The sequence below is a fragment of the Streptomyces rimosus subsp. rimosus genome (genome assembly GCF_000720725.1).
GTDB classification, from domain to species: domain Bacteria; phylum Actinomycetota; class Actinomycetes; order Streptomycetales; family Streptomycetaceae; genus Streptomyces; species Streptomyces rimosus_A.
This window is the reverse complement of sequence record NZ_JOCQ01000054.1, coordinates 41,517-54,677: the sequence shown is the minus strand read 5'-3', so window position 1 is coordinate 54,677 and position 13,161 is coordinate 41,517. Positions and strand designations below refer to the sequence as shown.

At 70.4% G+C, this 13,161-nt stretch carries 12 protein-coding genes and 1 tRNA gene; 8 read left to right on the top strand and 5 right to left on the bottom strand.

What is annotated here, in order from left to right; translation table 11 throughout:
* From IH45_RS0125845 to IH45_RS1000000148085, 3 genes are all read right to left on the bottom strand, one after another.
* Positions 1–907: NUDIX hydrolase (locus IH45_RS0125845; protein WP_030673092.1), on the bottom strand; the 907-nt coding region annotated here is incomplete at its 3' end.
* A 143-nt stretch (positions 908–1,050) separates the two neighbouring features.
* Complete coding sequence (locus IH45_RS0125840; RefSeq protein WP_030673087.1) at positions 1,051–1,515, bottom strand: RidA family protein; 465 nt, start codon at positions 1,513–1,515, stop codon at positions 1,051–1,053.
* Entirely contained in the window at positions 1,512–1,673 is a 162-nt protein-coding gene (locus tag IH45_RS1000000148085) for a DUF4177 domain-containing protein (RefSeq protein ID WP_003981536.1), read from the bottom strand. Before IH45_RS1000000148085 ends, IH45_RS0125840 begins: the two co-directional genes overlap by 4 nt.
* 162 nt (positions 1,674–1,835) lie before the next feature.
* On the opposite strand from IH45_RS1000000148085, the gene IH45_RS0125830 reads away from it, so the two are divergent.
* Positions 1,836–2,831: an ArsA family ATPase gene (locus tag IH45_RS0125830; RefSeq protein ID WP_030673082.1), complete on the top strand. Its 996-nt coding sequence runs from the start codon at positions 1,836–1,838 to the stop codon at positions 2,829–2,831.
* Positions 2,828–4,240 carry an ArsA family ATPase gene (locus tag IH45_RS0125825; protein ID WP_234440672.1) on the top strand — a complete coding sequence of 471 codons (1,413 nt, stop codon included), beginning with the start codon at positions 2,828–2,830 and terminating at the stop codon, positions 4,238–4,240. The genes IH45_RS0125830 and IH45_RS0125825 overlap by 4 nt, the downstream gene beginning before the upstream one ends.
* Before the next feature lie 585 nt (positions 4,241–4,825).
* Here the strand turns inward: IH45_RS0125825 and IH45_RS0125820 are convergent.
* The gene (locus tag IH45_RS0125820) at positions 4,826–5,218 is read right to left on the bottom strand and encodes a WhiB family transcriptional regulator (protein WP_003981539.1); all 393 of its coding nucleotides are present in this window, start codon (positions 5,216–5,218) and stop codon (positions 4,826–4,828) included.
* A gap of 532 nt (positions 5,219–5,750) precedes the next feature.
* Between IH45_RS0125820 and IH45_RS0125815 the strand changes: the two genes are divergently transcribed.
* The gene (locus IH45_RS0125815) at positions 5,751–7,961 is read left to right on the top strand and encodes a transglycosylase domain-containing protein (protein WP_030673074.1); all 2,211 of its coding nucleotides are present in this window, start codon (positions 5,751–5,753) and stop codon (positions 7,959–7,961) included.
* Between the two features lie 261 nt (positions 7,962–8,222).
* Here the strand turns inward: IH45_RS0125815 and IH45_RS0125810 are convergent, their stop codons facing one another.
* Positions 8,223–8,687: a GatB/YqeY domain-containing protein gene (locus IH45_RS0125810; protein ID WP_030673071.1), complete on the bottom strand. Its 465-nt coding sequence runs from the start codon at positions 8,685–8,687 to the stop codon at positions 8,223–8,225.
* Positions 8,688–8,906: 219 nt separating this feature from the next.
* Here IH45_RS0125810 and IH45_RS0125805 point away from each other — a divergent pair, with 219 nt between their 5' ends.
* The 5 genes from IH45_RS0125805 to IH45_RS0125780 all read left to right on the top strand — a co-directional run bounded on the left by IH45_RS0125805 (position 8,907) and on the right by IH45_RS0125780 (position 12,981).
* Positions 8,907–9,845, top strand: coding sequence for a metallophosphoesterase (locus tag IH45_RS0125805; RefSeq protein WP_030673068.1), 939 nt, complete (start codon positions 8,907–8,909; stop codon positions 9,843–9,845).
* Positions 9,846–9,991: 146 nt separating this feature from the next.
* A complete protein-coding gene (locus IH45_RS0125800) occupies positions 9,992–10,807 on the top strand; it encodes a Pr6Pr family membrane protein (protein WP_199810725.1) in 816 nt (271 codons plus the stop codon).
* Positions 10,808–10,819: 12 nt separating this feature from the next.
* A tRNA-Pro gene (locus IH45_RS0125795) sits at positions 10,820–10,893 on the top strand.
* Between the two features lie 446 nt (positions 10,894–11,339).
* Positions 11,340–11,843: a DUF4365 domain-containing protein gene (locus IH45_RS0125785; protein WP_030673059.1), complete on the top strand. Its 504-nt coding sequence runs from the start codon at positions 11,340–11,342 to the stop codon at positions 11,841–11,843.
* Position 11,844: 1 nt separating this feature from the next.
* Positions 11,845–12,981, top strand: a complete 1,137-nt coding sequence (locus IH45_RS0125780; protein ID WP_030673055.1) for a hypothetical protein — start codon at positions 11,845–11,847, stop codon at positions 12,979–12,981.
* Positions 12,982–13,161 lie beyond the last annotated feature (180 nt).

The window sequence follows — 13,161 nt, the reverse complement described above, 5'->3', positions numbered from 1 at the left end:
GGGTCGGGGACGGGGCCGGGGAGGGCGGGTGCTCAGCGGACCCGACGTGCTTCGTGAACTCGTCGTGCCCCGGCCAGCTCAGGACGATCTCGCCGCCCCTGACCTCGGCCCGCGCGAGGACGGGCGACAGGTCCCGGCCGCCGGCCGCGGCGAGGGCCTCGGCGGCGCTCCCGTACGGCTCCAGGCTGCGCAGCGTCGAAATGGTCGGCGGCATCATCAGCAGCTCGCCGCGGTCGTAACCGGCGGCCGCGTCGGCGGGGTGGATCCACACCGTACGGTCGGCCTCGGTGGAGGCGTTCCGGCAGCGCTGCCCGGTGGGCAGGGCGGCCACGAAGAACCAGGTGTCGTAGCGGCGCGGCTCGAACTCCGGGGTGATCCAGCGCGCCCAGGCGCCCAGCAGGTCGCTGCGCAGGACGAGGCCGCGGCGGGCCAGGAAGTCGGCGAAGGACAGCTCACGGGCGACCAGCGCCGCGCGGTCCGCCTCCCAGTCGTCCCCCGTGGTGTCCTCGACCACGGTCTCCGCGGAGGCTCCGGCGAGCAGCACGCCCGCCTCCTCGAACGTCTCCCGGACCGCCGCGCAGACCACGGCCTGCGCCGCGGCCTCCTCCCCGGCCCCGAAGCCGAGCCGGGCGGCCCACTCGGCCCGCGAGGGCCCGGCCCAGGCCACCGGCCGTTCGTCCCGCGCGTCGACGGACCCGCCGGGATAGGCGTACGCGCCGCCCGCGAAGGCCATCGAAGCGCGTCTGCGCAGCATGTGGACGGCCGGGCCGCCGGTGCCGGTGTCCCGCAGCAGCAGGACGGTCGCGGCCCGGCGGGGCGCCGCCGGGGTCAGCTCGCCCTGCGCGAGAGCCCTGATGAGGTCCGGCCATTCCGGCGGATACCACTGGCCGTTGGGGGTCGACGACATGGCCGGATGCTATGCGTTTGCGCGTGGATGTTCGAGGGGGCCCGAATACGGAAGGGCCGGGCGGGCCGGTTTCCCGACCTGCCCGGCCCGCCCGGCCTTCGAAGTTTTCCGGTCGCGTACGGGCGCGGAACGCCCGCCCGGTCTCAGTCCGCGACCTCGACCTGCATCTCGACCTCGACCGGCGCGTCGATCGGCAGTACGGCCACGCCCACCGCGGAGCGGGCGTGCACGCCCTTGTCGCCCAGCACCTCGCCCAGCAGCTCGCTGGCGCCGTTGATGACGCCGGGCTGGCCGGTGAAGCCGGGGGCCGAGGCGACGAAGCCGACGACCTTGACCACCCGCACGATCTTGTCGAGGTCGCCGATCACGGACTTCACGGCGGCCAGCGCGTTCAGCGCGCAGGTCGCGGCCAGTTCCTTGGCCTGCTCCGGGCCGACCTCGGCGCCCACCTTGCCGGCGGCCGGCAGCGCGCCGTCCACCATCGGCAGCTGGCCGGACGTGTGGACGTACGCGCCCGAGCGCACCGCGGGCTGGTACGCGGCCAGCGGCGGCACCACCTGGGGCAGCTTCAGGCCCAGCTCGGCGAGCCTGTCCTCCACCGCGCTCATGCCTGCTTCTCCCGCTTCAGGTAGGCCACCAGCTGCTCGGGGTTGTTCGGCCCCGGCACGACCTGGACCAGCTCCCAGCCGTCCTCGCCCCAGGTGTCCAGAATCTGCTTGGTCGCGTGCACCAGCAGCGGCACGGTCACGTATTCCCACTTGGTCATGGGGCCGAGCGTAATGCCTGTACGGGCGGGCCGTGGACGCGGCGGGCGGGGGCGGCCACCGCGCGTCCCGACCCGCGCGCGGAGCACCCCGTACGCCCCCGGCGCACAACCCGGCGGCAGTCCCGTGCGTAGCCCGTACCCGGACTGGTTAGGCTCCATGGCGTGAGCAGGCTCCATGTCGTCAGCGGCAAGGGCGGTACCGGCAAGACCACGGTCGCCGCTGCCCTCGCCCTCGCCCTGGCCACCGAGGGTCGCCGTACCCTCCTGGTCGAGGTCGAGGGCCGGCAGGGCATTGCCCAGGTGTTCGAGACCGAAGCGCTTCCGTACGAGGAACGCAAGATCGCGGTGGCGCCGGGACCAGGAGGAGGAGACGTATATGCGCTGGCCATCGACGCCGAGCGCGCCCTGCTGGACTACCTCCAGATGTTCTACAAGCTCGGCGGCGCCGGCCGCGCCCTGAAGAAGCTCGGCGCGATCGACTTCGCCACCACCATCGCCCCCGGCCTGCGGGACGTCCTGCTGACCGGCAAGGCGTGCGAGGCGGTGCGCCGCAAGGACAAGCGCGGGCGCTACGTGTACGACGCCGTCGTCATGGACGCCCCGCCCACCGGCCGCATCACCCGCTTCCTGAACGTCAACGACGAGGTCGCGGGACTGGCGAAGATCGGCCCGATCCACAACCAGGCGCAAGCCGTCATGCGGGTCCTGAAGTCCCCCGAGACGGCCGTCCACCTGGTGACGCTGCTGGAGGAAATGCCCGTCCAGGAGACCGTGGACGGCATCGCGGAGCTGCGCGCGGCCGGACTGCCGGTGGGCGGCGTGGTGATCAACATGACCCGGCCCGAGGTGCTGGACACCGGCGAGGTGGACATCGCCGCCAACGGCGCCCGTACGGGCATCGCCGAGGCGCTCGCCGGGGCCGGGCTGGGCGGGGGCCGCCGCGGCGCGGCCGGTGTGGCGTGGGCCGACCGGCTCATCGACCCGCTCCTCGAAGAGGCCCGCGAGCACGCCCAGCGCGTCGACCTGGAGCGTGCCGAAAACGCCGAGCTGGCCGGACTCGGCCTGCCCACGTACGAGTTGGAGCTGCTCCCCGAGGGAGTGGACCTCGCCGGGCTGTACCGGCTGGCGAGGGACCTGCGGAAACAGGGGCCCATATGACCGCGGACGCAACCGCCCGGGACGACGACACGGCACCGTCCCGGCGCACCGCACCGCCCGCCCCCGGGCACGGCGCGCTGGACTCCCCGGCCGCCCGCCTGGAGGTCGACCCGCTGCTGGACGACCCGCGCACCCGCATCGTCGTGTGCTGCGGCTCCGGCGGCGTCGGCAAGACCACGACCGCCGCCGCCCTCGGCGTACGCGCCGCCGAGCGCGGCCGCAAGGCCGTCGTGCTGACCATCGACCCGGCCCGCCGGCTGGCCCAGTCCATGGGCATCTCGGAACTGGACAACGTGCCCCGCCGGGTCAAGGGCGTCGACGAGTCGGCCGGCGGCGAGCTGCACGCCATGATGCTCGACATGAAGCGCACCTTCGACGAGATCGTCGAGGCGCACGCGGACGCCGAGCGGGCCCGCGCGATCCTGGAGAACCCCTTCTACCAGTCCCTGTCGGCCGGTTTCGCGGGCACGCAGGAGTACATGGCCATGGAGAAGCTGGGCCAGCTGCGCACCCGCGACGCCTGGGACCTGATCATCGTGGACACCCCACCCAGCCGCTCCGCGCTCGACTTCCTGGACGCGCCCAAGCGCCTGGGGTCCTTCCTGGACGGCAAGTTCATCCGGGTGCTGATGGCGCCCGCGAAGGCCGGCGGGCGGGCCGGGATGAAGTTCCTCAATGTCGGTATGTCGATGATGACCGGCACGCTCAGCAAGATCATGGGCGGCCAACTGCTGCGCGACGTCCAGACCTTCGCCGCCGCCATGGACACCATGTTCGGCGGCTTCCGTACGCGCGCGGACGCGACGTACCGGCTGCTCCAGGCGCCCGGCACGGCGTTCCTGGTCGTGGCGGCGCCGGAGCGGGACGCGCTGCGCGAGGCGGCGTACTTCGTCGAGCGGCTGGCCGCCGAGCAGATGCCGCTGGCCGGGCTGGTGCTGAACCGGGTGCACGGCAGCGGCGCCGCGCAGCTCAGCGCGGAGCGGGCGCTGGCCGCCGCGGAGGCCCTCACGGAGCCGTCCGAGGCCCGGTCTGAAAATCTTGGCGGGGACGGCATTGTGGATCTAGGGGAGGGGAAGGCTGATTCTCGTACCGCCGACGGCCTCTCCCCCGCCGCGGCGGACCCCTCGACAACGGACGACTCCCCGTCGGCGGCCCGCCTCGCCGCCGGCCTGCTGCGGCTGCACGCCGAACGCATGCACGTGCTCGCGCGCGAGCGGCGCACCCGCGACCGCTTCACCGCGCTGCACCCCGAGGTCCCGGTGGCGGAGATCGCCGCGCTGCCCGGCGACGTCCACGACCTGGCGGGCCTGCGGGCGATCGGAGAGCGGCTGGCTGTACAGGAGCGGGACGGGAAGCGGACACAGGAACAGGAGCACGGGACGGAAGAGACGGGGCATGGGGAAGGCTGAACCGGCACTGCACTGAACCGGCACTGCCGCGCCGCATCCCGACGGCTCAGGGAGCACGCGCCGGAACCCGACGGCTCAGGGAGCAGGAGCCGGGGAGCACCGGGAAGCAGGACCGGGGACCTTCGTCCCGATCAACGGCCGACCATCAACCCAATCGATGGCTGACCACAACTGATCATCACTGACCGTTACGAGCACCCGCGCCATGGGCGCTCGTAAGTCCGGAGCAGCGACGCATCCGTACTACTGTCCGGGCCAGCCATAGGGGCAGCCAACGGCGCACCTGGGACGCGTACAGCTCACACGCGCCCCTCCACACCGCTCACGCCCACGGCCGCCTCGGCCCGCGCGCCGGCGGCACACCGGCCGTACACCGCACGTACGCGAACCATCGGCCCGCGTCGGCCATGAACCGACCACCGCACCGACCACCGCACCGGTCCCACCGAACCCGATACCGGACGGGGCATCGAATCCGGTCCTGCCCGACGGCACGCCGGACCGCACGCCGAACCGCACGCCGGACCGCGTCGGCTCGCACCGACACCGCCGGACCGCCCGGCCTACGACGAGCGAGCGCCGTGCCTAGCCCACTGCGGCGTAGTTGTCGTACGTACCGCCGTAGCGGTTGCCGTACGCGTTGTCGTAGGTGTTCTCGTACGTCTCGTCATCGTCACAGTCCACGGGCAGGATGCCCGTGCTGCGCTCGTATTCCGTACGCGCCGTCTCCAGCAGCCGACGCCACGAGGTGACGGTCGGTCGGCGGCGCAGCAGCGCCCTCCGCTCGCGCTCGGTCATGCCGCCCCAGACACCGAACTCCACGCGGTTGTCCAAGGCGTCGGCCAGGCACTCCGTCCGCACCGGGCATCCGGTGCAGACCGCCTTGGCCCGGTTCTGGGCCGCGCCCTGAACGAACAGCTCGTCCGGATCGGTAGTGCGGCAGGCTGCCTGTGTACTCCAGTCGGTTACCCAGCTCATGCTGGCGCCGTCCTCTCCCGAATCGAGGCTCCCCCACGGCGGCAAGCGGCATATTCACCGTTGCCAGTTGAGGACGTTACGGAAGGCAGGCAGGGCGCAACACCCCCTTCGGGCCCAATCTTGAATGGCCCGAACGGACTATGCGTACGCGGCAGATCACCCAACGGAGTGAGCCGGGGGCATAGGCCACCTTCCCGGCACCATGGGGCACTTCACCGGCATCACCGCGGGTTTCCGGTGACAGATGCGGACGTACGGGGCGCGCTCGACGACCGGAGGCGGGGTTGACGAATCGGCGTACCGCGTCGGCCGCACCGGACGGGATCAGGTTAAACGAACAGATGCGCCCCTGTCCGGCGATTGAGAACGTAGCCACCTGGCGAAGTCGGACCGACCGGCCGTTCGCCTCTGTCCGGAAAGCCCCCACCGCTGTCCGGAACGGATCGCCCGGCAGGCCGCGGCCCGGTACGCGGACGTCCCGAACGGAGCCCCGCTCCCGCCGGACCCCGCACCCGAGGCTTAGGGTGCCCCCATGGGTAAGAAGCGCGACGGCGGGGGTCTGACCAGGACCCAGCAGGCCGCTAAATTCCTGGGTGTCAGCGTGCTGGCCGGAGCGGTGCTGGCGGGCCTGGCCCTCCCCGCCGCCGGCGCGCTGGGCCTCGCGGCCAAGGGATCGGTCGAGGGTTTCGACGAGATCCCGGCCAATCTGAAGACGCCGCCGCTGAGCCAGCGGACCACCATCCTCGACGCGAAGGGCGGCGAGATCGCCAAGGTCTACTCGCGGGACCGCACCGTGGTCGACCTCAAGGACATGTCGCCGTACATCCAGAAGGCGATCGTCGCCATCGAGGACGCGCGTTTCTACCAGCACGGCGCGATCGACCTGAAGGGCATCCTGCGCGCGCTCAACAAGAACGCGCAGTCCGGCGGGGTCTCCGAGGGCGCCTCGACGCTGACGCAGCAGTACGTGAAGAACGTCTTCGTCGAGGAGGCCGGCGACGACCCGGACAAGGTCGCCCAGGCCACTCAGCAGACCATCGGCCGCAAGGTCAAGGAACTGAAGTACGCGATCCAGGTGGAGGAGGAGCTGGGCAAACGCAAGATCCTCCAGAACTACCTGAACATCACGTTCTTCGGGCAGCAGGCGTACGGCGTCGAGGCGGCCTCCCAGCGGTACTTCAGCAAGCGCGCCAAGGACCTGACGCTGGACGAGTCCGCGCTGCTGGCGGGCATCGTGCAGTCGCCGAGCCGCTACGACCCGGTCAACGACCCCAAGGAGGCGCAGCGCCGCCGTAACACCGTGCTCCAGCGGATGGCCGACACGAAGGCCGTCACGCAGGCCCAGGCCGACGCCGCCGCCAAGAAGCCGATCAAACTCAAGGTCAGCCGGCCCAAGAACGGATGCATCACGGCAGGTTCGGGTGCCGGCTTCTTCTGTGACTACGTACGCGAGGTCCTGCTCAACGACCCGGCCTTCGGCAAGACCCGCAAGGAACGCGGGAAGCGCTGGAACCAGGGCGGCCTGACGATCCGTACGACGCTCGACCCGCAGACCCAGAAGTCGGTCCAGTCGGCCGTCACCGGCCGGGTCTACGACAACGACCCGGTCGCCGCCGCGGCGACGATCGTCCAGCCCGGCACCGGAAAGATCCTGGGCATGGGCCAGTCACGGCCGTACGGCTTCGGTCAGAATCAGACCCAGATGAACCTGTCCGTCAACCAGAAGATGGGCGGCGGCGCGGGCTACCAGCCCGGCTCGACGTTCAAGCCGGTGATCGCAGCGGCGGCCCTGGAAGCGGGCAAGAGCCCGGAGCAGTCGTACTCGTCCCCGTACAAGATGCAGTACCCGAGCCCGATCTCCACCTGCACCGGGCAGTGGACGGGCCACGACCCGGTCTCGAACGAGAACACCTCCGAAGTCGGTCCGTACAGCATGAAGGAGGCGACCGCGAAGTCGGTCAACACCTACTTCGTGCAGCTGATCAGCGACATCGGCATCTGCCCGGTGGTCAAGATGGCCAAGGAGATGGGCATCCAGCGGGCCAACGGCGACGACGTGGAGCAGAAGCCCGCCATCGCGCTCGGCTCCCCCGAGGTGTCCCCGCTGACCATGGCCAACGCGTACGCCACCTTCGCCAACGAGGGCGTCGCCTGCACGCCGGTCGCCATCGAGTCGATCACCGACACGACCGGCAAGGCGCTGACCGTACCGAAGACCAGCTGCCACCGCGCGATGTCGCAGAACACCGCCAAGACGATCAACGCGCTGCTCAAGGGCGTGGTCGAGGACGGCACCGGCAAGCAGGCCGGCCTCCAGGGCCGGGACAGCGCGGGCAAGACCGGCACCACCGACAACCGCTACGCCGCCTGGTTCACCGGCTACACCCCGAACATGGCCGGCGCGGTCTGGGTCGGCGACCCCGCCCACAAGCGCCGGATGTTCGACATCACCATCGGCGGCACCTTCCACGACAAGGTGTACGGCGCGGACACCCCCGGCCCGATCTGGCGCCAGGCGATGTCGGGCGCCCTGGACGGCCGGCCCGCACCGTCCCTGCCCACCGTCCCGATCGGCGACTCCGGCAAGAACAAGGACGACAACAAGGGCGGCGGAGGCGGCGGGCGCCAGCGTCCTCCGCACCGGCCCGGCGGTGGCGGGGGTGGCGGAGGCCACGACGACAAGCCGGGTGGGGGCTGGGACATTCCCGGGTTCCCGGGGTTGTTCGGCGGTACGGGAGGCTGAGTCCGGGCCGGGCCTGAGAGCCGGGCCTGACACGCGAAGTCCGGGCCGGGCCTGACGCGCGAAGGGGCGCTTCCACCTGAGGGTGGAAGCGCCCCTTTCCGTACGCGGTACAGCAAGGCCCTTTTCCGTACGCGGTGCAGCAAGGCCCCTGTTCGTACGCGGTACGGGCGGCCCGATACGCGGTGCAGCCAGCCCGTATGGCGGCGGCCCTGCGCCAGTGGGCAGGGGGGCCGGCCCCGCCCGCCCCCACCCCCGGCTTCCTCAGCCCGCGAGCAGCTTCTTGACCGTCGCGGCCACCCGGCCGCCCTCGGCCCGGCCCGCGATCTTCGGGTTCACGATCTTCATGACGGCGCCCATCGCCTTCGGCCCCTCGGCGCCGCCCGCCTTCGCCTCCGCGACGGCCTCGGCGACGATGCTCTGCAGCTCCTCGTCCGAGAGCGGCTTGGGCAGATACCCGGCGAGCACCTCGCCCTCCGCGCGCTCCCGCTCCGCCTGCTCAGCGCGCCCACCCTTGTCGAACGCCTCGGCGGCCTCCCGGCGCTTCTTCGCCTCCCGCGCGACGATCTTCTCGACCTCGGCGTCCGAGAGCTCGCGCGCCTCGGTGCCCGCGACCTCCTCCTTCTGGACGGCGGTCAGAGTGAGACGGAGGGTGGAAGAGCGCAGCTCGTCACGGGCCTTGATGGCCGTGGTGAGGTCGTCCTGCAGCTTCGACTTGAGCGTGGTCATGACGTCGAGTATGCCCGCATGGGGCGGGGGATGCCGCACCATTAAGGGGCGGGCGGGCCGGGCGGGCGGTTTGCCGCGGCCCGCCACCCAGCGGAACGGCCCCGGCACCTGCCAAAGTCTTCACAGCCCCCGGCAACGACGGGCGCCGCCCCCTGCCCCCATGGCCACCGCCCCCGCACCCATGCACATCCCCCCTCCTCCCTCTGCCACGATGGGACCATGCGCGCTCGTTACGGAGTCCCCCTGTCCATCGCCGCGGTCGGCGCGGCGGGCCTGGCCTACGCCGCCGGATTCGAAGTCCGCTCCTTCAGACTGCGCCGCGTCACCGTGCCCGTACTGCCTTCCGGCATGCGGCCGTTGCGCGTGCTCCAGGTCTCCGACATCCACATGGTCAGCGGGCAGCGCAAAAAGCAGCGCTGGCTCCAGTCGCTGGCCGGACTGCGGCCCGACTTCGTGATCAACACGGGCGACAACCTCTCCGACCCCGAGGGCGTCCCGGAGGCCCTGGACGCGCTCGGCCCGCTCATGGAGTTCCCCGGTGCGTACGTCTTCGGATCCAACGACTACTACGGACCGAAGCTGCGCAACCCCGCCCGCTACCTGATCGAAAAGGCCCAGAAGCGCCACGGGCTGAACGGCAACCCACCCGCCGTCGGCGCCGTCCACAACCCCTGGGAAGACCTGCGCGACGCCTTCGACACGGCCGGGTGGCTCAACCTCTCCAACACCCGAGGCCGCCTCAAGCTCGACGGCTCGGCCGGCGGCTTCGAGATCGCGCTGACCGGCCTGGACGACCCGCACATCAAGCGCGACCGGTACGCCCAGGTCGCCGGCGGCCCGGAGCCCGACGCCGACCTCTCCCTGGCCGTCGTCCACGCCCCGTACCTGCGCACCCTGGACGCCTTCACCGCCGACGGCTACCCGCTGATCCTGGCCGGCCACACCCACGGCGGCCAGCTCTGCATCCCCTTCTACGGGGCCCTGGTCACCAACTGCGACATCGACACCGACCGGGTAAAGGGGCTCTCCACCCACACCGCGGGCGGCAACACCTCTTTCCTCCACGTCTCAGCAGGCTGCGGCACCAACCGCTACACCCCGGTCCGCTTCGCCTGCCCGCCCGAGGCAACCCTGCTGACCCTCACGCCGCGCGACTGACCCCACGGGCGACAGCTCTCGGACAACGCGACGCATCTCACACCGCGGCCCGGCTCTATGGCCGGGCCGCACGGCCGGACAACCCCACCCCCTACGGATTCACCACACCTTCACCATCCCGCCCCACTCCCGTCTAGCGTGGGGGGATGATCGACCCCACCAGCGCCCGCGTCCCGCGCTCCCGCCCCTCGCAGGCCACCTCCCACGCCTCCTCGCGCTACGCCCGGGGAGCGGCCTTCGCCTCCGCCCAGACCCCGGCTTCCGCGGTCGTGCCCCCGGTCCGCCGCCCACTGGCCGCGGTCTTCCGCCTGCTGATCGCCCTGGCCGCCCTGACCGGCCTCGTCCTGGACATCGCGATCACCCCGGACCTGGGCCGCCTCTTCAGCTACTTCACGGTCCAGACGAACATCGCCGTGGCCGTCTGCTTCGCCTGGTCCGCCTACCGCGCCTGGGCCGCCCGCCCACCGATCTCCCCACGCATCACCGGCGCAGTCCTCCTCTACATAGCCATCACCGGCCTCGTCTACCACTTCGTCCTCACCAACGACTCCAGCGGCTTCTCCATGACCGGCACCGAGGAGCACGGCGCCGTCCGCACCGTCTCCACCCACCTCCTGCACACGGTCTCCCCCATCGGCGCCGCCCTGGACTGGCTCCTGCTCACCGCCCCCCGCGGCTTCCGCTGGCGCCACGCCGCCCAGTGGCTGGTCTACCCCTTCCTCTACCTCCCCTTCGCCCTTATCCGCGGCGCCCTCCTCGACCCCGGCACCGAGGGCCGCTACCCGTACGGCTTCCTCGACGTGGACCTCCACGGCTACGCCGGCATCGCCCTCAACACCGTCATCTTCGGCTCCGCCTTCTACGCCCTCGCCCTCCTCCTCGTCACGATCGACCAGGTCAGGCCTCACCTCCGCCGCCCGGAGAACCGGATTTCACCTTCGGGGATCGGTCCGCTAAAGTAGAGCTCGTTGCTTCGGGGTGTGGCGCAGCTTGGCAGCGCGCTTCGTTCGGGACGAAGAGGTCGTGGGTTCAAATCCCGCCACCCCGACTGAGAAGTAGCAGGTTAGGGCCTGATCCGTTCAGCGGATCGGGCCCTGACTCGTTTCGGGCCCGTCCGAGGAAAACTCGATCTGTTCCTCACGAACAAGCCGCGACATACCTACGTGATACGCGTCACGAACAAGCGGGACGAGGTGGTCTCGCGAGCCGAAGCCCGCCCGCTCGCTCTCCCGCCCGCTCGCCCACTCGCTCGCTTCCGACGCCACCGGCAGACGCCGCGCTTCCCACCGCGGCCGGGCTTCCGCGTCAGTCGGGTCTGTCAGTAGCCACTGCTACACAAGACGGGACCGGAGCGCGCATTCGAAACGGGGGGAGGCGCGACTCATGGCTCTCTTGGGCATCGTCGGTGCCGACCGGCACGAGTCACGGGAGGCCCCATTCCCCACCAGCCGCTGCCGTCCTATCCTCTCGACTACGCAAGGGGGAGGGGCATCTGTGGCGGCAGAGGCGACAAGCTGGCAGAAGGAACAGGTCAGCCGGGCCTATGTGCACGCCCTCGCCACGCAAGGGGGCTACACGCTCTGCGACTGGAATGTGGACAAGGACGGCGTCGATGTCACCCTCCGCTCGGGCCCTTGGATGGTGGACGTCCAGCTCAAGTGCACCCAGAGCCCTCGCGTCGTCCGTGGCGGGTTCAGCTTTGACCTCGACGTCGAGACTTACGACAAGCTCCGCAACCCGGACCGTTCGGCTCCGGGCCATCTCGCGTTATTGATCGTGCCTCCCGACGTCGGCCGATGGGTTGTCCACCAGTCGGAATCCGTCGTCCTCGCGTGCCACGGCTACTGGGCATCCCTGCACGGACTGGGCGCCGCGAGCGGGAACGTCACCACAGCGGTCCACTTACCCGAGCATCAACAGCTCACAGTGAAAGCCATGGGCGCGATGTTCGACGCGGCGCGTCGTATGACGAACCCTGCCGGCCGAGGGGTGAACTGACGTGGTGCGCATCGATCCCGACTTCGGACCGGAAGAGATCCGGAGCTACCTCAAGGTGACCGGCTGGTCACCGGTGTCGGGAAGTGATCTCGCCGAGCTGTGGCGGCTCCCCGGTTCGGCCGAGGAAGTCGTTCTGGTGCCGATGAAGTCGGGGGCGCCGGATTTCGCGAAGCGGACCAGCATCCTGCTCCGCGATCTCTCCCGTATCGAATTACGAGACGTCGCCGCCGTTCACGACGCCATTGCCACCGTCTATCACGATGTCACCGATATCAGGGCCTCCCACCCCTCCCTGAGCGACGGCTCCATCCCGCTTGAAGCGGGGTACGAGCTGTTCATCTCCGCCAAGCGGCTGCGCGTGGCATCTGCCGCTGCGGCGATCCGCCGGCAGGGGCACTTCCGCAACTTCCCGGCCAGGGCCCGTGATCAGGCCCGCGAGGTCCGGCTGGGCCAAACGCGCCGCGGTTCCTACATCGTGCCCATCATCAGCCAGGCGCGCTCCCCGGAAGACATGTACGCCCCACAACAGGAGCACATCGACATCGAGGTCGAGGAGACGCTTTTCGATCGGCGCGTCACCGCTACCATGTCCCGTGCTCTGGGCGTACTGGAGGAGATGGCTAGCGCTCAGCGGCACCCCACCCTCAGTGAAATCGCCGACTCGGTCGGCGAAGGCGTCTCGTACGAGCTGTGCCAGGCATTGACGAAGGTGGTCAATGCCGAATCGGTCGCCGCACTCGACATCTCCTTCAACTGGTCCCGGGTAGCGGCTCCGCCCCCCGGTTCCTCGCCTCAGGTGGAGTTCAATCGCGAGGCGATCGACATTGTGGATCGCGTATCCCAGCACTTGAAGACGCAGCTCTATACCCGAGAGCATGTGATCTACGGCGTCATTACCCATCTGAGCCGCCGCCCCGAGGAGGAAACCGGCCGTGTGGGCATCGAGACACTGATCAAGCGGCGACGCAGGACCGTGTGGTTCGATCTCGCCGACGAGCCGTACCACTTGGCAGTCCGCTGTCACGACGCCGGTACGCCTGTCCGGGTCCGTGGCGTACTGAGCAGTCCACCGGGCGGCACGGCTTCCATGGAGGTACGCCAGTTCGGCCCCGACACCTCGCTCGGCTCCGGCGAGTGAGGTTGCTTCTTTTGTGTGCCGGGCCGTGGGCTTTGCCGTGACTGGCGGGAAGGGCCCGTTACGTCACCTCATTGCACATCCAAGATCCTCAAGTCAGAGATGAGTCAAGAACTCGCCGCCGAGACCGGCCCCCATGGGCGGCCACATCTCGGCGGACTATGGTCAGGTGAGTGGAGATCG

Coding starts and splice junctions, on each gene's coding strand:
- IH45_RS0125840 (WP_030673087.1), bottom strand. CDS start 1,515: ATGAGCGCGGTGGAGGACAGGCTCGCCGAGCTGGGCCTGAAGCTGCCC.
- IH45_RS1000000148085 (WP_003981536.1), bottom strand. CDS start 1,673: ATGACCAAGTGGGAATACGTGACCGTGCCGCTGCTGGTGCACGCGACC.
- IH45_RS0125825 (WP_234440672.1), top strand. CDS start 2,828: ATGACCGCGGACGCAACCGCCCGGGACGACGACACGGCACCGTCCCGG.
- IH45_RS0125820 (WP_003981539.1), bottom strand. CDS start 5,218: ATGAGCTGGGTAACCGACTGGAGTACACAGGCAGCCTGCCGCACTACC.
- IH45_RS0125815 (WP_030673074.1), top strand. CDS start 5,751: ATGGGTAAGAAGCGCGACGGCGGGGGTCTGACCAGGACCCAGCAGGCC.
- IH45_RS0125810 (WP_030673071.1), bottom strand. CDS start 8,687: ATGACCACGCTCAAGTCGAAGCTGCAGGACGACCTCACCACGGCCATC.
- IH45_RS0125805 (WP_030673068.1), top strand. CDS start 8,907: ATGCGCGCTCGTTACGGAGTCCCCCTGTCCATCGCCGCGGTCGGCGCG.
- IH45_RS0125800 (WP_199810725.1), top strand. CDS start 9,992: ATGATCGACCCCACCAGCGCCCGCGTCCCGCGCTCCCGCCCCTCGCAG.